Annotated in this window: 15 protein-coding genes; 8 read left to right on the forward strand and 7 right to left on the reverse strand. The window is 70.5% G+C overall.

The annotated features are described in order from the left end of the window. Window positions 1-120 precede the first annotated feature (120 nt). Together ACK1X7_RS09605 and ACK1X7_RS09610 are read right to left on the reverse strand one after the other, a co-directional pair. Entirely contained in the window at window positions 121-1,083 is a 963-nt protein-coding gene (locus tag ACK1X7_RS09605; protein ID WP_390792504.1) for a phosphotransferase family protein, read from the reverse strand. A 135-nt stretch (window positions 1,084-1,218) separates the two neighbouring features. Continuing rightward, complete coding sequence (locus ACK1X7_RS09610) at window positions 1,219-2,031, reverse strand: helix-turn-helix domain-containing protein (protein ID WP_413114950.1); 813 nt, start codon at window positions 2,029-2,031, stop codon at window positions 1,219-1,221. A 102-nt stretch (window positions 2,032-2,133) separates the two neighbouring features. On the opposite strand from ACK1X7_RS09610, the gene ACK1X7_RS09615 reads away from it, so the two are divergent. Continuing rightward, a complete protein-coding gene (locus tag ACK1X7_RS09615; protein ID WP_413114951.1) occupies window positions 2,134-2,970 on the forward strand; it encodes an SDR family NAD(P)-dependent oxidoreductase in 837 nt (278 codons plus the stop codon). 23 nt (window positions 2,971-2,993) lie between these two features. Here ACK1X7_RS09615 and ACK1X7_RS09620 read toward each other — a convergent pair whose 3' ends face one another. Further along, complete coding sequence (locus ACK1X7_RS09620; protein ID WP_385140241.1) at window positions 2,994-3,398, reverse strand: nuclear transport factor 2 family protein; 405 nt, start codon at window positions 3,396-3,398, stop codon at window positions 2,994-2,996. 372 nt (window positions 3,399-3,770) lie between these two features. Between ACK1X7_RS09620 and ACK1X7_RS09625 the strand changes: the two genes are divergently transcribed. The 7 genes from ACK1X7_RS09625 (at window position 3,771) to ACK1X7_RS09655 (ending at window position 12,418) form a co-directional block, all read left to right on the forward strand. Continuing rightward, on the forward strand, window positions 3,771-5,204 hold the full coding sequence (locus ACK1X7_RS09625; protein ID WP_413114952.1) for an MFS transporter: 1,434 nt from the start codon (window positions 3,771-3,773) through the stop codon (window positions 5,202-5,204). Window positions 5,205-5,390: 186 nt separating this feature from the next. Then, window positions 5,391-6,968 carry an FGGY family carbohydrate kinase gene (locus tag ACK1X7_RS09630; RefSeq protein WP_390792502.1) on the forward strand — a complete coding sequence of 526 codons (1,578 nt, stop codon included), beginning with the start codon at window positions 5,391-5,393 and terminating at the stop codon, window positions 6,966-6,968. A gap of 73 nt (window positions 6,969-7,041) precedes the next feature. Then, window positions 7,042-8,715 (forward strand): glycerol-3-phosphate dehydrogenase/oxidase, encoded by a 1,674-nt coding sequence (locus tag ACK1X7_RS09635; protein WP_361506558.1) that lies wholly within the window; start codon window positions 7,042-7,044, stop codon window positions 8,713-8,715. Next, window positions 8,712-10,265, forward strand: a complete 1,554-nt coding sequence (locus ACK1X7_RS09640; RefSeq protein WP_385140250.1) for an FAD-binding oxidoreductase — start codon at window positions 8,712-8,714, stop codon at window positions 10,263-10,265. Before ACK1X7_RS09635 ends, ACK1X7_RS09640 begins: the two co-directional genes overlap by 4 nt. 45 nt (window positions 10,266-10,310) lie before the next feature. Then, entirely contained in the window at window positions 10,311-10,973 is a 663-nt protein-coding gene (locus ACK1X7_RS09645) for a glycerol-3-phosphate responsive antiterminator (protein ID WP_385140253.1), read from the forward strand. A gap of 6 nt (window positions 10,974-10,979) precedes the next feature. Next, entirely contained in the window at window positions 10,980-11,282 is a 303-nt protein-coding gene (locus ACK1X7_RS09650) for a putative quinol monooxygenase (protein ID WP_216344191.1), read from the forward strand. Next, a complete protein-coding gene (locus ACK1X7_RS09655) occupies window positions 11,279-12,418 on the forward strand; it encodes a zinc-binding dehydrogenase (protein ID WP_413114953.1) in 1,140 nt (379 codons plus the stop codon). Before ACK1X7_RS09650 ends, ACK1X7_RS09655 begins: the two co-directional genes overlap by 4 nt. 116 nt (window positions 12,419-12,534) lie before the next feature. Here ACK1X7_RS09655 and ACK1X7_RS09660 read toward each other — a convergent pair whose 3' ends face one another. The 4 genes from ACK1X7_RS09660 to ACK1X7_RS09675 form a co-directional block, all read right to left on the reverse strand. Next, window positions 12,535-13,368, reverse strand: a complete 834-nt coding sequence (locus ACK1X7_RS09660) for an MBL fold metallo-hydrolase (RefSeq protein WP_413114954.1) — start codon at window positions 13,366-13,368, stop codon at window positions 12,535-12,537. 21 nt (window positions 13,369-13,389) lie between these two features. After that, entirely contained in the window at window positions 13,390-14,721 is a 1,332-nt protein-coding gene (locus tag ACK1X7_RS09665; RefSeq protein WP_385140256.1) for an MFS transporter, read from the reverse strand. 179 nt (window positions 14,722-14,900) lie between these two features. Then, entirely contained in the window at window positions 14,901-15,926 is a 1,026-nt protein-coding gene (locus tag ACK1X7_RS09670; protein WP_385140258.1) for an amidohydrolase family protein, read from the reverse strand. 41 nt (window positions 15,927-15,967) lie between these two features. Continuing rightward, on the reverse strand, window positions 15,968-16,543 hold the full coding sequence (locus ACK1X7_RS09675; RefSeq protein ID WP_385140260.1) for a 3-hydroxyanthranilate 3,4-dioxygenase: 576 nt from the start codon (window positions 16,541-16,543) through the stop codon (window positions 15,968-15,970).

A 16,543-nucleotide genomic window follows, 5' to 3' on the forward strand; every position in this document is an offset into this window, starting at 1 on the left:
CATCAGCCGCCCTTACGGCCCCGAGGAAGCCGGAAAGTATGCCACCCAAGGCTAGTCCCGTAATCCTCACTTTGGCCCGAGGGCGATGTGACTTTGCCCCACCGGCTTGAGGCTTGATGTTCAGGCCAGGGCGTCCATCAGCACGGTGACATAGGCGTCCAGCCGCTCCTCCACGGCCCGCGTCGTCAGCTCTGCCCTCCCCGCCTCCCGCCATGACCGCGCCACCAATCGCAGCTCTTCCGAGAACGCCAGGCCGTCCCGCACCCGCCAGTACAGCCGCTCGCGCGCGGCCGCGGCCAGCACCCCACCGGCCTCCTCGTACGCCTCGGCGAACCGCTGCCCCCACGCCGGGCCGTGCAGCAGCGCGAGATTGGTGGAGCAGTGCGCCACATCGAGATCCGCCGGGCCCCGGCAGGCCCCTGCCCAGTCGACGACGCCGGTGATCCGGGCACCTGCCGGATGTGCGGGCGGCATGTCGAACAGCACGTTGCCGGGGTGGAAGTCCCGGTGCAGAAATCGCCCTTCATAGGGCGGCGCGGGCTCGCGGATCACGTCGATCGCCGCGGCCCATACCGCCGCGTCGGCGCTCTTGGGAGTCACGACGGTGTCGGCGGTCGTCAACGCCACGTACTCGCGGGGCCGTACGGCGGGTCGCAGCGCGTGGATCGCCACGAGCTGACGGGCCAGCACAGGGACGCGGGCCTCCACTCCCTCATCGTCCAGGACGGCCCGGCCCGCCAGATGGGTCATCAGGAGCGAGGGGTACTCGCACTGCGCGGCGGTCGGGTCAACCGCGACCAGCCCGGGAGCAGGCACACCGCTCCCCGCGAGCAGGGTCAGGGCGCCGGTCTCCCGGTTCAGCCAGTCCTCGGCGTGCTCCACATAGAACGGGTCGACGAAGGTCCGCAGCACCAGGTCACGGGTGCCGCCGTCCCGAGTGCCGATGGTCAGCCGCCGCATTTCGGCAGTGATGCCGCCGTGCAGCGCCTCGGTTCCGACGATCCGTTCACCGGCCTCCAGGTGCCGGTTCGCCCAAGCCAGGGTCAACGGACGGACAGCCGCCGCCTCATCGTGGTTGGTCACCGTGCCACCTCATCATCCGGACGGCGGCACACGCGAAGGCTTTATCGGAGGCGAGAACACCTGATGCGTATAAAGCCGTCCCAGCGCGCTCACACTGCCCGGTCAGGCTGGTCGAGCCGGCTTTCGCGCACTGCCTCAGTCGGCCGTTTCCGCGAGCAGACGCAGTGCCTCATGCGACGGGCTGTCCGGCTCCGCGGAATAGACCACCAGTTGCCGGCCGGGTGCGGAGGGCACGAGAAACCGTTCGAGCTCGAGGGTGAGGGGACCGACCCGTGGGTGAGCGATCGTGGCCCTGCCATTGGTGCGGCCCCGGACATCGTGCCTGGCCCAAAGGCGTCGGAAGCTCTCGCTGCGCATGGACAATTCGGCTACCAGCGCCGCCAGGTCCGGATCGTCGACGTCCGCGCCGGCCAGCCCGCGCAGGCAGGCCACGAAGTCCGGACGCGGGTCCGGTTCGACCGGGAAGTCGTCCGGGTCCAGGAACACGGTCCGCAGGAGGTTGTTCCCCGGTGTGTGGGCGGGCGAGAGGGCCTGGGCCAGCGGATTCGCCGCCAGCACCAGGAACGTCTGCGTCTGCACGAACGCGGGCGTGGCCGGCCAGGAGTCGATCAGCCGGGCCAGGGTGGGAGAAACCCGATGACGGTGAGCACGCCCGCCCGAACGCGGGACAGAATGGGCCAGCGCGAACAAGTGCGTGGTCGCGGACTCGTCGAGCCGTAGAGCCTCGGCGAGCGCCCGGAGGATCTCCACGGACGGCCGCCGGTCACGTCCCTGCTCCAGACCGAGGTAGTAATCCACACTGATATCGGCGAGCGTCGCGACTTCCTCGCGGCGCAGGCCGGGCACGCGCCGACGTGCGGTCTCAAGAAGGCCGACATCCGCAGGGCGCAGCACCTCGCGACGAGCGCGCAGATAATCGCCCAGCAGATTCGCGGTGCGGTCGTTCATGAGGGCAAGAGTAGGCCGGAACGACCCCAGGACCCTGGTGCCCGCAGCACCAGGGTCACGGCTCACTTCCTCAGCCGCGACGCGGGACCTAGCGTCCGGTCCATGGCAGCAGAAACACTTGACGGCCTGACCGCCGTCGTCACCGGCGCCAGTTCCGGCGTCGGCGCGGCCGCGGCACGGCAGTTGGCCGCGAGGGGTGCGTCAGTCGTCGTCGTGGGCCGCGCGGTGACCAGAACCCGCGCTGTCGCCGACGAGGTCGGCGGCACCGCCCTTCCCGCGGACTTCGCGCGCTTCAGCGAAGTACGCGAACTCGCTCGGCATCTGATTTCCCGCGTTCCGCGGATCGACATCCTGGTCAATAACGCCGGTGTCGTTTCGCCCAAGCGCCAAACGACGCCAGACGGTCATGAATTGACCGTGCAGGTCAATTTCCTCTCGCCTTTCCTGTTGACATCGCTTCTCCAGGAGAAGCTCCTGCGGGCTCCCTCCGCCCTTGTCATCAACACCGGCTCCAGCCTCTATCGGTTCGGCAGGCTCGACCCGGACGATCTGGACCAGAATCGGCGCCGTTACGCACAGATGCGCTCGTACAACGCCTCGAAGCTGGCAAGTGTCCTGCATGCCGCCGAGATCAACCGCCGGGCACCGGACACCATGACCGCTGTCGCGTTCCACCCCGGCACCGTCCGCTCCGGCCTCGACCGCGACTCCGCACTGATCACCGCGGCAAAGGCAAGCCGGATCGGCCGGCGCCTGACCCAGTCACCGGAGGAGGGCGCCGAGCCGATCATCAAGATCGCCACCACCGACCGCGGCGAACTGAGAAACGTCTTCTACAACCGGCTCGAGCCGGAGCCCCTGCGCGCCCCCGCCGCGGACCCGGACCTCGCCGCCCGGCTGTGGCAGCGGGCCCACGAGCTCACCCACGCACCGGCATGACCTGACCGCGGTGCCGTGGTGGATCAGGCTTCGGCGATGGTCCGGCCCGGCATCGGCTCCGCGAGCGCGGCCCGCCGGGCGGGCGCGTCGAAGGGGTCGGCGAAGTACTGCGTCTCGTGCACCACGTGCCGGCCGGCGAATTCCATGATGCTCACCGAGTACGAAGGCACACCGTCGTAGGTGATGAGGCATTCGCTCACCCACAGATTCGCCTGGCCGGTGATCCGCTGGACGGTGAAGTGCCGGTCGGCCGGGTGCCCGCCGCGCTGCGCCGAGATCGTCGCCCGGCCCCGGAACCGCTCACCCGACTGCGGGTAGTCCAGGATCGCGTCCGTGGCGTAGATGGCGTGCTCGGCCTCGGTGTCCCCGCGCTCCGAGGCCCGCCAGTGCTCCTCGATCGCGGCCCTGGTCCGGGAGTCAGCATCCATGGCACCGCCCTTCCGCAGCGGTGACAGCCTAGGCACTCCGGGCCACAGCCGCTCCGAGGCCAGGCGGACCTGGGCTGCCGAGTCCTCCCTTTGGCCGGATCGGAGGGCGGCTGCCGTCCACCGGCCGGTGCGCTCGCGAGGCCCCTGAATCCGGCCCGTCACGTTTCGGTAACCTGGCCGGAACCTCTTGACGTTCGTCAGGGCTCGTTCTTAGTCTCGCTGCACTGCTCAATCGGGCAGTTTCAGCAGTTCACGTGCTGCGGCGCTTTCCGCAGAGTTTTGACAGGCACAGACATAGACCACCTGTCGGTGGTTTTGTGATGCCTGTTTCGCTCCCCGTGCCGCCGATGGGTCTTCCCCGAAGGCGGATTCATGGCACAACGTACGAGCGTCAAAGGCGTCGCCGATGTCGTTGCGCTCATCGATGGGCTGGGAAAGATCACCGGCCGGGCGCAGATCATCTGGTTCCTCGTGTTCGGCGGGCTGTTCCTCGACGCCTACTCGAACGCGGCGCTGAGCGCCGGTCTGGGACCCATGACGACCCAGATGGAGCTCACCAGCACCCAAGTCTCGATCCTCACGGCCACCGCTCCGGCGCTGGCCATCATCTTCAACCCCCTCGGGGGCTGGCTCGCCACCCGCATCGGCCGCGTCCCCCCGCTGCTGATCGCCAAGGTGTTCGCCATCGCGGGCGCCCTGCTCGCCGCGTTCGCCGGTGACTTCACCGTCGTGTGGCTCGGCCGGGTCATGGTGGGTGTCGCGTACGGCGTCGACTTCGCGGTCGCCATGGCGCTGCTCGCCGAGTACACGCCCGCGAAGCTGGGCGGGCGGCTCAACCTGTGGCAGGCCGTCTGGTACGTCGCCACCACCAGCAACCTCGCCCTGGCCCTGCTCTTCTTCAACCTGGACGTCGGCTCGGACATCTGGCGCTGGTCGGTCGGCTCGGCCGCGGTCGTCGCCGTCGCGCTGCTGCTCAGCCAGGCGCTGATGCTCAAGGAGAGCCCCACCTGGCTGGCCAGCAAGGGCCGGCTGGAGGAGTCCGTCACCAACCTGGACCGGATCTACGGGATCAAGGCGGTCGTCGGTACGCCCGACACGGTGACCCGTACCGCGGCCGAGGCACCCGTCATCGGGTTCCGCCAGACCGGGCTGCTGTTCAAGGGCGAGTATCTGCCGCGCACGATCCTCTCCTCGGCGATCTCGCTCGGGCAGTCGATGCAGTACTTCGCGGTCGGCTGGTACCTCCCGCTGATCAGCCTGACGATCTTCGGCGAGAGCTTCGAGAAGGCCACCATCGGCTCGATGGTCTTCAACGCCTTCGGTATCGCGGGCGGACTGCTGTCCGCGTACTTCGGCCGCCGCCTCGGGCTGCGGCTCAGCTCCGCCGCCGGCTTCGCCGGGGTCTTCGTGGCCCTGGTGGCGATGGGACTAACCTTCGAGAAGGTGCCCATGGCGGTGGCTTTCCTGCTGCCGGTGCTGTTCATCCTCTGCCACTCCGCGGGCCCCGGCGCCAACGGCAAGTCCATCGCGGCGCTCTCGTACAGCAGCGATGTCCGCGCCCTGGGCACCGGTGTCACCGGGATGGTCGGCAGCTTCGGCAGTGTCGCCGGCCTGTATGTCTTCCCGCAGATCAAGGACTCGCTCGGACTCGCCGACACCTTCTTGACGCTGTCCGTCGTGCCGCTGCTCGGCCTGATCACCTGCCTGGTGATCAAGTGGGATCCGACGAAGGCCGCCTCGCCCGACGAGGTCGCCGGGCAGGACCGCGACGCCGCCACCGCGGCGCTCTCCGTGACGGCGCGCTGACCCACCGCGGACCCGGCGCACCGCCCGGTGGCCCTCTCCTCTCCGTGTGCGTCCCTTCCCCAAAGCTTCCCCATCCCTTCCCGTCCGCCTTCCGTCCCCTCCATATCCGTCCCCTCCACATCCGTTCCCCTCCATATCCGTTCCCTCCGCACGGCTCGCTCGCGGTGCTCGAATGAAAGAGCTGCCATGACCCAGACGTTCCCCGGCGCCGCCCCACGGCGTGGTGTGCTGTCCATCGACGAGGGCACCACGGGCACCCGGGCCGGAGTCGTGCTCGACTCGGGCGCCACCCACGAGGTGTTCTACCGGCCGATCAAGGTCAGCCATCCGAATGACCTCTCGGTCGAGCAGGACCCGATGGAGATCTGGACCGCCACCCTCGAGGTGGCGCGCCGGGCCGTCGGCGGGGCACGCGAGGACGGCATCGAGATCACCGCCGTCGCACTCTCCACCCAGCGGGCCACCGCCATGCTGTGGGACCGGGTCACCGGGCAGCCGCTACTGCCCGCGGTGGTGTGGCAGGACCGCCGGTACGCCCCTGAGCTCACCGCCTACGAGGCGGAGTGGGACGCCGTCCTGCTGGCCCGGCAGGGCCGGCCGGTCGGCGCCCGCGCCCCGTTCCTCTGGGCCGCCCGGCAGATCGCCGAGCACCCCGAGGTGGCCGCCGCGCACCGCCGGGGCCGGCTGCTCTTCGGCACCGTCGACACCTGGCTGATCTGGCGCCTCACCGGCGGCGCCGTCCACGCCACCACGCCGACCAACGCCGCGTCCACCGGTGGCTATCTGCTGGAGCGGCACGCCTGGGACGAGGAGTGGATCAGCCACCTCGGCTTCCCCCTCGACCTGCTGCCGGAGCTCCGCTCCGATGACACCGGATTCGGTACCACCGACCCGGCCGCCCTCGGGATCACCGTCCCACTGGCCGCCTCCATGGGCGACCAGCACGCCGCACTCGTCGCGCTCGGCGGTCTCGCCGTCGGGCAGGGCATGTGCATGTACGGGACCGGCGCCTTCGTCGACGCGGCGACCGGCACCACGCCCGCCCTGCCCCGGCCGGACATCTCCGGGGTGCTCGCCCAGCCCGGCCGGCGGCAGGGCGACATCAGCCACTACAGCCTGGAGGCATACACCTCCACCGTGGGTTCGGCGCTGCGCTGGCTCTGTGACGATCTGGGCCTGTTCGCGTCGCCGAAGGAGCTCGGTGAGGAAGCGGGCCGGGTCCCCACCCGGCCGGGCCGCACCCCGCGTTTCGTCCCGGCGCTCGCCGGGGTCCGTACGCCGGTCTGGCATCCGGAGGCCACCGCGTCCCTCACCGGGCTCACCCTCGCCACCACCCGCGCCGATCTCGCCCGCGCCGTGCTCGAAGGGATCGCGCATTCGGTGTGCGATCTGATCGACGGGGTCGCCGACACCATGGGCACCCCGTTCACCCGGCTCCGGGTGGGCGGCGGTGTCGCCGGCAGCGACCCGCTGTTGCGGATCCAGGCCGATCTGACCGGCCTGCCGCTGGAGCGGGTCGCCGACTCCGCCACCGCGAGCCTGCGCGGCACCGCCTATCTGGCGGGTGTCGCCCAGGGCCTGTGGCCCTCGCTCGAAGAGATCGTCGAGGCGCAGCCACAGGGCCGGGTATTCGAGCCGTCGATCACGGCGGCCGAGCGCGGCGAACTGCGCGCCGCCTGGCGCGATGTGCTGATCGCCCATCTGAACGACCCCGGGCTGCTCCCCCTGCGGGAGGGCCCGCCCGAACCGCACACCCCCCACTGACGGCCCACCGGCCGTCGCACTGACGGCCCGCCGACCACGCGGCCGCCGTACCGAAACACCAGGAGTTGATGTTGTGATCACCATGCCCGCCCGGAAACCGCGGCGCACCGCCGCGGCGACCCGTCGGACGCCGCTGCTGCTCGACCGGGCCGCCATCAAGCGCCAACTGGCCGACGACACCTACGACGTGCTTGTCATCGGCGGCGGCATCACCGGTGCGTATGCCGTGCTCGACGCCGCCTCGCGCGGGCTGCGCGCGGCGCTGATCGAGAAGGACGACTTCGCCTCCGGCACCTCGTCGAAGTCCTCGAAGATGGTGCACGGCGGTCTGCGCTATATCGAGCAGGGCAATGTCAATCTGGTCCGCCACTCGCTCCTGGAGCGCCACCGCTTCCGGAAGAACGCGCCGCATCTGGTGCACCGGCTGCCGTTCCTCTTCCCGATCCTGGAGAAGGACGGCATCTTCGACGCCCGGCTCGCCAAGGGCTTCGAGGGTCTGCTGTGGACGTACGACCTGGTCGGCGGCTGGCGGATCGGCAAGCTCCACCAGCGGCTCACCGTCCCCGAGGTTCTCGCGCAGGCGCCGACCCTGCGCGCGGAGAACCTCAGCGGCGGGCTGATGTACTTCGATGCCCGCGCCGATGACGCCCGGCTCGTCCTGACCATCGTCCGCACCGCCGCCGCGCTCGGTGCGACGATCCTCAACGGTGTCAGGGCCGAGGGCCTGCTGATGGAGACGGACCGGGTGGCCGGTGCCCGGGTCACGGCGGACGGCGACACCTTCGACATCCGCTCGCGGGCCGTCGTCAACGCCACCGGGGTGTGGACCGACGAGCTCGACGCGAAGGCGGACGACGGTCACCGGCCGCAGGTCCGCCCCGCCAAGGGTGTGCACATCGTGGTGCCCTGGGACAAGGTGCGGATCAACTGCACGGTGACCGTGCCGATCCCCGGCCGGGCCCGCCGCGCGACCTGCACCCGCTGGGGCAACAGCGTCGTGCTGGGCACCACCGACGAGGACTACCAGGGCTCCCCGGACGATGTGCACTGCACCCGCGAGGAGATGGACTTCCTGCTGGACGGGGCCAACACCGCCTTCGAGGGGAAGCTCACCCCGGACGATGTGGTCGGCTCCATCGGCGGTCTGCGCCCGCTGGTGGGCGGCGGCGAGGGCGCCACGCTCGATATGCGCCGCGACCACCACATCACCGTCGGCCGCACCGGCATGGTGACGGTGACCGGCGGCAAGCTCACCACCAGCCGGCACATGGGCGAGCTGGTCATCAACAAGGTGATGACCGTCCTCGGCCGCAGGGGGAAGAGCCGCACCACCGACCTCCCGCTGCTCGGCGGCGCCGGTTACGACGCCGAAGCCGTCGCCGCGTCCGGTGGCCTGGCCGCGCACCTGGGCGAGCGCTTCGGCACCGAGGCCCGCTTCGTCGGCGACCTGATCCAGGACGATCCGGCGCTGGCCGAGCCGATCGTGGCGGGACTCCCCTACACCAAGGCCGAGGTCGTCTACGCGGCCCGCGCCGAGCTGGCCCGCTCGGTCGACGACGTCCTCTCCCGCCGGACGCGCGCCCGGCTGTTCGCCCGGGACGCCTCCCTCGACGCCGCCGAGGCCGTCGGCGCGATCCTCGGCCAGGAACTGAACCTCTCGGAGGCCGAGGTCGACCGCTCGGTCGCCGAGTACCTCGCGGCCGTCCACCACGAAAAGTCCGTACTCCTCGAAGGGGCAGCAGCATGATCAGCCGCCAGACCATCACCCACCCGTTCAACCGGGGCGACTACACCGTCGGCGCCCCCAGCTCCGCCAAGTGGGCGCGCAACACCCCGATCGGGGCGGGCGAGGCCGCCCTCCAGGTGAACCCGGTCGAGGTCCCCGAGAGCGTGGTCGAGGCGCTGCGCGAGGCCGCGCACACCGTCCACACCTCCCGCCACGAGGTCGTCACCCGGACCCGTGACTGGTGGGCCGGTTCGATGATCGGCGAGACCGAGGGCCGTCCCGCCACCCCGAACGCCGTGATCGTCGAGGCGGCCGACGCCGACCAGGTCGCGGCCGTGCTGCGGATCTGCCACGAGGCCGGCATCCCGGTCACCCCCTCCGCGGGCCGCTCCAATGTCACGGGCGCGGCGCTCCCCGTCTTCGGCGGCGTCGTCCTGGACGTCTGCCGGCTGAACCGGATCACCGACTTCGACGCCGAGTCGAACATCGTGGACGTCCAGGCGGGCATGTTCGGCGACCTCTTCGAGAAGCACCTCCAGGAGGAGTACGGCGTCACCACCGGCCACTGGCCGTCCGCCTTCGCCGTCTCCACGGTCGGCGGCTGGATCGCCTGCCGCGGCGCCGGTCAGCTCTCCACCCGCTACGGCAAGATCGAGGACATGGTCGTCGGCGTCGACGTGGTGCACGCGGACGGTACCCGTGCCACCTACGGCGACTACGCCCGCGCCGCGGTCGGCCCGGACCTGCGCCAGTTGTTCGTCGGCTCGGAGGGCACCCTCGGTGTCATCGTCTCGGCGCGCCTGCGGGTCCACCCGCTGCCGCAGTACGCCAGCGCCGTCGCGTTCGGCTTCGCCACCTTCGCGGAGGGCCTGGACGCCTGCCGAAGGATCATGCAGCGCGGTGCCACCCCGGCCGTCCTGCGGCTGTACGACACCCTGGAGTCCGGCACCCACTTCGGCCACCCGGAGACCAACCTGCTGCTCATCGCCGACGAGGGGGAACCGGCCATCGTCGATGCCTCGATCAAGGTGGCCACCGAGGTCTGCGCGGCGTACGGCCCCGAGCTGGACAGCAAGGCGGTCTTCGAGCGCTGGCTGGACGAGCGGATGCTGGTCGGCAAGTCCGCCGACGGCTTCAAGCCGGGTCCGGGCTTCGTCGCCGACACCCTGGAGATGGCCGCGTCCTGGACCGACCTCCCGGTGATCTACGACGAGGTGGTCGCCGCGATCCAGTCGGTGCCGGGCACCCTGGCCGCCTCGGCCCACCAGTCCCACGCGTACACCGACGGCGCCTGCGTCTACTTCTCGCTGCGCGGCGATGTGGCGCCCGAGTCTCGCCGCGACTGGTACCGCTCGGTGTGGGACGCGGCCAACGCCGTACTGATCAAGCACGCGGCGGCGCTCAGCCACCACCATGGCTGCGGTCTGCTGCGCGGCCCCTACCTGGAGGAATCCCTCGGGGCGGGCTTCGCGACGTTCGTCGCGGTGAAGCAGGCCCTGGACCCGGCGGGCATTCTCAACCCTGGCAAGCTGGGCCTTCCCAGTCGATTCGGCGCATCCCCGCTGAACTGACCTGATCAGCCACGTCTCCCCTCCTTCCCCAGGCAGGTCCTCACCATGGCCCCTTCCCCGTCCCCTTCCGGTGCCCCGCTCGTGCCGCGGCTCGCCTCCGCCTTCGCCGAGGTGCCGGTCGTCGCGTCGGTGATCGGCACCGAGCCGCTGCGGCAGTTCCTGACCGCACCGGCCAAGGTGTGCATTCTCGCCTCGTTCACCGTGGGGCAGTTGCCCAAGGTGGTGCCGGCACTGGTCCGGGCGGGGAAGACCGTGTTCGTGAACGTGGACAGCACCCCCGGTCTCGCTCAGGACCGGGGCGCGCTGGACTACATCAAGAGCCTGGGCGCGCACGGCGTGGTCAGCACCCGGCTCTCCCTCATCGAGAAGGGCCGGCCGCTGGGCCTGCTGACGATGATGAAGGTGTTCGTCACCGACCGGTCCAATCTGTCCCGCTCCCTGGACGCGATCTCGCGCGGGACACCGGACCTGGTCGAGATCATGCCCGCGCCGATCATCGGCCGGATGACCGCGCGGGCACAGCGCGCGATGTCCCCCTCGGTCGCCGCGGGCTTCGTGGAAACCCCCGCGGACGTGGCGCTCGCGCTGGCCCTCGGGTCGGCCGCGACCGCCACGTCCGACGCCCGCCTCTGGCATCTGCGCCGCGACCAGTTGCCGCCGGTGCCGCCCTCCGCACTGAAGCGACCTGCCGCCCCCTCCCAGGAGTAAGCCCCCATGTCATACGTCGTCGTCGCCCGCTACCGCACCAAGGAGGGCGAGGAGAACACCGTCCTCCCCCTGCTCGACGCGATGGCCGCCGCGTCCCGCCAGGAGCCGGGCAATCTCGGCTACCGCGTCCACCAGGGCACCGAGGACCCGCGGGCGATCGTGCTGTACGAGGAGTACGTCTCCGAGGCCGCCTTCACCGCACACTGCGCCACCTCGCACTTCGAGGAGATCGTGCTCGGCAAGGTCGTCCCGCTGCTGGAGAGCCGTGACGTACTGCGCTGCGCCCCGCGGCCTCAGGTGCGGGCATGAAGACCCGTGCGGTGGTGCTGCGCGGCATATCGACCGCCCGCCCTTACTCCGAGACCCGCCCGGTCGAGGTGGAGGAGCTGGAGCTGGGCGCCCCGCGCGAGGGCGAGGTGCTGGTCCGGATCGCGGCCGCCTCGCTCTGTCACTCGGATCTGTCGGTGGTCAACGGCGACCGGGTCCGCCCGCTGCCGATGGCGCTGGGGCACGAGGCGGTGGGCGTCGTGGAGGAGACCGGACCGGGCGTCGCCCGGGTCCGCCCGGGTGACCATGTGGCCCTGGTCTTCGTGCCCAGTTGCGGCTTCTGCGCCGACTGCGCGGCAGGCCGGCCCGCCCTGTGCGCACAGGCCGCCGCGGCGAACGGGTCGGGTGCGCTGCTGCACGGCCCGTCGCTGCTGACCGACGCTTCCGGCGACCCGGTCCACCATCAGCTCGGCGTCTCCGCGTTCTCCGAGCACGCGGTGCTGGCCCAGGAGTCGGTGGTACCGATCCCGCGGGACATCTCGTTCACGGTGGCGTCGATGTTCGGCTGCGCGGTCCTGACCGGCGCCGGAGCCGTCGTCAACACCGCGTCCCTGCGCCCCGGCCAGTCGACGGTGGTCTACGGTCTGGGCGGTGTGGGCCTGGCCGCGGTGCTGGGTGCCCACGCGGCGGGCGGGTACCCGGTCATCGCGGTCGACCCGGTACCGGAGAAGCGCGAGCTGGCGCTCCAGCTCGGCGCGAGCCACACCTACGCCCCCGGCGAGGCCGTCGAGGCGATTCATGACCTCACCTCCGGCGGTGCCGAGCTGGCCGTCGAGGCAGTGGGCAGCCCGAAGGTGATGGCCGAATGCCTGACGGCCGTGGCCCGGGGCGGCAGGGCCGTCTCGGTGGGCCTGCCCGCCCCCGACCGGGTGCTGGAGGTTCCGGCGCTGACGTTCGCGGGCGAGGGCAAGTCCCTGCTGGGCTCGTACATGGGCGACGCGGTACCACGCCGCGACATTCCGCGGTTCCTGGAGCTGTGGCGGGCGGGCCGGATGCCGGTGGAGCGGATGCACACCGGCACCCTGCCGCTGACCGGCATCAACACGGCGATGGAGGAGCTGGCCTCGGGCCGGGCGATCCGTCAGGTCATCGACACCTCGGGAATGCTGGACGGCTGACCCCACCCGCTCCGACGGCGGAACACCCGACGGCGCCCCTCCCAGTCGCGGGAGGGGCGCCGTCACCTGTCCGCGGCATCCCGGGCAGAGTGCGGGGCCAGGTTCCATGAGCGGAGTCAGACGGGAATGCGCTGGAGGTCGTGTGCCACGACGATCTCCCCGTCGAAGGTCCGTGCGGCCTGGGCGGCGTACTCCTCGTCGGAGAGCTGCCATGGGATCAGGTGCCACAGGACGAGGGTGCGCACTCCGGCCTCGGCGGCGACCCGGCCCGCGTCCTCGGCGCTGGTGTGGGCCTGCGCGAAGTGCTGTCGCAGGCGCTCGATCCTGGTGTTGGAGCCCGCCATGAACTCGGCGAGGTGGTCCGGGGAGTACGCCTCGTGGACGAGGACGTCGGCGCCCCGGGAGAGTTCGACCACCTCGTCGCAGCGGGCGGTGTCGCCGGAGACGACCACGGAGCCTCCGTGAGCGTCGACGCGGTAGGAGAACGAGGGCATCGGCGGATGTGTGGCGACGGCGGCGCTGATCCGTACGCCGTCGGCCTCGTGGACGGTGCCGGGCCCGGAGACCTCATGGGGCCGGAAGACACCTGCCAGGGCCGGCCGGCCAAGGCCCTCGCGGTGGCTGATGTCGGGCTCGTTGAGCTCGAGGTACTGCTTGATCATCGACTCCAGCGGGGCGGGCCCGTAGACGTCGACCGGCTCGCACCGGGGCGCGGTCCACGCCAGGTGGACCAGGGCGCCGAGGTCGGCGTTGTGGTCGACATGGTGATGGGTGACGAGGACCGACCGCAGATCGGTCAGCTCCAGGCCGGCCGAGACGATCTGCCGTCCCACACCATTGCCGCAGTCGATGACGTGTATGTCGCCGTCGACGACGACCGCGGTGGCCGGGGCAGCCTTGCCGGGATGCGGCTGTGGACCGCCGGCGCTGCCCAGAATGACGAGCTCCATGATTGTCCTTTCCGGCTGTCATCAGACCTTTTGCGGCTGCGGTTCCCGCTCGGCGGCGCTGACGCCCTCGCCGACGTCGTCCTTGGACAGCCCCTTGGTGGCGGCGAGGCTGATCAGGCCGACGGCCAGGATGTACAGGGTGATGCTCATCGAGGTACCGGTGGCCTTCATCAGGGAGGCGGCGACGAGCGGAGTGATGCCGCCGCCGAGCAACGAGCCGATCTGGTAGGCGGCGGAGGAACCGGTGTAACGGACCTTCAGCGGGAACATGAGGGCCGTCATCACGCCCACCGAGGCATGGGTCATCGACAGGACCAGGCCCATCGACAGCATGAACACGAAGATCAGCGGCTTGTTCCCGGTGTCCACCACCGGCAGGAACGCCAGCGCCCACGCGACCCGGATGTACCCGCCGGTCAGGAACAGCCTGCGCAGTCCCCACCGGTCGCCGAGCTGTCCCCAGAACGGGGCCGAGACCAGCCACATCACGGCACCGCCGATCACGCTCAGCAGCAGGAAGGTCGCGTCGATGTGCAGGGTCTGCTTGCCGTAGGACAGCACATAGGTCATGAAGACGTACGCCACGCTGGAGTTGCCGACGACGACGAAGCAGGCGCGCAGGACCGAGCGCCAGTGTTCCTGGAGGACTTCGGCGACCGGGAGCTTCTGCCGCACGGCGGGCTCGGCGAGTTCGCTGTAGGCGTGGCTCTCCTCGATACTCAGCCGCAGGTACATGCCGACAGCGACCAGAAGGAGGCTGAGCAGGAAGGGAATGCGCCAGCCCCAGGAGTTGAAGGCGTCCTCGCCCAGAGCGCGGGTGAGCCCCAGCACCGCGAGATTGGCGGCGATCAGACCCGCGGGCACACCCATCTGCGGGGCAGCGCCGTAGAGGCCGCGGCGGTTCTCCGGTGCGTGCTCGAGGGTCAGCACGACCGCTCCGCCCCATTCGCCGCCGAGGCCGATGCCCTGGATCACACGCATCAGCGTGAGCAGGATCGGCGCCGCCACGCCGATGGCGGAGTAGGTGGGTATCAGGCCGATGGCGACCGTGCACAGGCCCATGATCAACAGAGAGGCGATCAGGGTGTTCTTGCGCCCGTAGCGGTCACCGAAGTGACCCATGACCAGACCGCCGAGCGGCCGGGAGACGAAGCCGGCGGCGAGCGTGCCGAAAGCGGCGATGGAGCCCACAGCCGGGTCCGCGGACGGGAAGAACTGCGCGTTGAAGACCAGCGCCGCGGCGGTGGCGTAGAGAAAGAAGTCGTACCACTCGATGGCGCTTCCGATGAAGGCGGCCCAGGCGACACGCCTGGCCTGATGGCTACCGGAAGTTCTGCTGTCGGTCGGAGTCATGCGGGCTTCACCTCGGGGGACGGGCACCCGCCCGTGGGGCGGGTGCGGCGAGATGTGGGGGGCTGGCTTACTACGACTCGGACTTATCCGCTGCGCCGGCGATCGGACCGTCGAGGCGCTCGTGGGTGGTGGCGGCCTTCAGGCGCCGGGCCCGGGCCAGGCCGTCGCCTCGGTCCCGCTCATGCCCGCGCCTGGGTCATGCCGTCGCGGGGGCTGCCGATACCGAAGAACTTCAGGGCGTTCTGGCCGAGGATCAGATCGCGGTCGGCCGGGGACAGATCGCTGCCGCGGACGAGGGCGCCGTGCTCCTCCTCGCCGAGGGGGAAGGGGTAGTCGGTGCCGAGCATGACCCGCTCGGGGCTCATCACATCGACCAGGAGTCTGAAGGCGCCGGGGTCGAAGACGGCCGAGTCCAGGTGGAAGCGGTCGAGGTAGGCCGACGGCGGCTGGGGCGAGTCCTTGCGGACGATGTCACGCCGGTGCCAGGCGTTGTCGGCCCGGCCGAGCAGGTACGGGAAGCTGCCGCCACCGTGGGCGAAGCAGAGCCGGAGGTTCCGCGGCAGTTCCTCGAAGGCGCCGGAGAGGATCAGTCCGAGGATGCTGAGCTGGGTCTCCGCCGCCATGCCCACGAGCCAGGGCAGCATGTACTTCGGCATCCGCTCCGGGGCGAGCATGTCCCAGGGGTGGACGAACACCGCGGCGTTCTCGCCGGCGCAGTGCGCGAGGAATTCACGGAGCGCGCCGTCGTCGAGATTCCGGTCGCCGATGTGGTTGCCGATGTGAACGCCCGCGTGGCCCTTGGCCATCGCCCGGGTGACCTCCTCGCAGGCCGCCTCGGTGTTCTGGAGCGGCACCTGGCACAGCGGCACGAGCCGGTCGGGGGCGTGGGAACAGAGGCCGAGGATGCGGTCGTTGACGAGTTCGCACCAATGGGCGGCCCGGGACACATCCGCGCTGTAGCCGAACATCAGCGGCGTCGAGGACACCACCTGGATGTCGACGCCCTGGCGGTCCATCTGCTCGATCCGCGTCGCGGCGTCCCACAGTTCGACGCCGACCGGGCGGTACTCGGTGGTCCCGCTCATCATCATCCCGGCCCCGCCCTCGTCCTCGCGCAGCCAGGGGCCGTTCTCGGCGTCCAGGATGCGGGACTCGGTGCGGGAGATGCGCGGGAAGACATGCGCGTGGACATCGACGACGGTCACTGGTGCTCCGTTCAGGCTCGGCAGACGTGGGGGCGGTGGTGTCACCGCTCGGGGGCGCGCGGCACGGGACGCAGATGCTCGGGCCATTCCTTGCCGGGGTGCGGGGCCCCGCAGTGCCCGCAGGTACGGAGCTTCTCATCGCCGTAGAACGCGGCGAACAGCGGCGGCAGGTCGTCGACGATGGAGATCAGCGCGACCTCGGAGCGGTGTACCAGGTGGTGGCACTCGGTGCAGTACCACTCGAAGCCGTCCAGCGCGCCCTCGGGGCGGGCGTGCTCGACAACGAGGCCGATGCTGCCCGGCTCGGGACGCTGCGGGGAGTGCCGCACGTGTGCGGGGAGCAGGAAGACGTCGCCCTCACGGATCCGCACATCGACCGGGGGCCGGCCTTCCTCCTCCATCACCCGCAGCACCATGTTGCCCTTGAGCTGGTAGAAGAACTCCTCGACCGGGTCGTCGTGGAAGTCGGTGCGCTGGTTGGGACCGCCGACGATGGTGACCATCAGGTCGGCGTCCTCCCAGATCTGGACGTTGCCGACGGGCGGCTTGAGGAGGTCCTGGTGATCGTCGATCCACTGCTGGAAGTTGAACGGCTTGAGGTCGTGCTTGATGACCAT

Origin of the sequence: Streptomyces sp. CY-1 (genome assembly GCF_047218265.1) — a bacterium.
In the GTDB taxonomy this organism is placed as follows: domain Bacteria; phylum Actinomycetota; class Actinomycetes; order Streptomycetales; family Streptomycetaceae; genus Streptomyces; species Streptomyces niphimycinicus.

What these genes read in the sequence shown, in the direction of transcription:
- ACK1X7_RS09645 (WP_385140253.1), top strand. Translation starts at nt 10,311, where the DNA reads ATGGCCCCTTCCCCGTCCCCTTCCGGTGCCCCGCTCGTGCCGCGGCTC.
- ACK1X7_RS09655 (WP_413114953.1), top strand. Translation starts at nt 11,279, where the DNA reads ATGAAGACCCGTGCGGTGGTGCTGCGCGGCATATCGACCGCCCGCCCT.
- ACK1X7_RS09650 (WP_216344191.1), top strand. Translation starts at nt 10,980, where the DNA reads ATGTCATACGTCGTCGTCGCCCGCTACCGCACCAAGGAGGGCGAGGAG.
- ACK1X7_RS09615 (WP_413114951.1), top strand. Translation starts at nt 2,134, where the DNA reads ATGGCAGCAGAAACACTTGACGGCCTGACCGCCGTCGTCACCGGCGCC.
- ACK1X7_RS09625 (WP_413114952.1), top strand. Translation starts at nt 3,771, where the DNA reads ATGGCACAACGTACGAGCGTCAAAGGCGTCGCCGATGTCGTTGCGCTC.
- ACK1X7_RS09640 (WP_385140250.1), top strand. Translation starts at nt 8,712, where the DNA reads ATGATCAGCCGCCAGACCATCACCCACCCGTTCAACCGGGGCGACTAC.
- ACK1X7_RS09630 (WP_390792502.1), top strand. Translation starts at nt 5,391, where the DNA reads ATGACCCAGACGTTCCCCGGCGCCGCCCCACGGCGTGGTGTGCTGTCC.
- ACK1X7_RS09665 (WP_385140256.1), bottom strand. Translation starts at nt 14,721, where the DNA reads ATGACTCCGACCGACAGCAGAACTTCCGGTAGCCATCAGGCCAGGCGT.
- ACK1X7_RS09620 (WP_385140241.1), bottom strand. Translation starts at nt 3,398, where the DNA reads ATGGATGCTGACTCCCGGACCAGGGCCGCGATCGAGGAGCACTGGCGG.
- ACK1X7_RS09660 (WP_413114954.1), bottom strand. Translation starts at nt 13,368, where the DNA reads ATGGAGCTCGTCATTCTGGGCAGCGCCGGCGGTCCACAGCCGCATCCC.
- ACK1X7_RS09675 (WP_385140260.1), bottom strand. Translation starts at nt 16,543, where the DNA reads ATGGTCATCAAGCACGACCTCAAGCCGTTCAACTTCCAGCAGTGGATC.
- ACK1X7_RS09610 (WP_413114950.1), bottom strand. Translation starts at nt 2,031, where the DNA reads ATGAACGACCGCACCGCGAATCTGCTGGGCGATTATCTGCGCGCTCGT.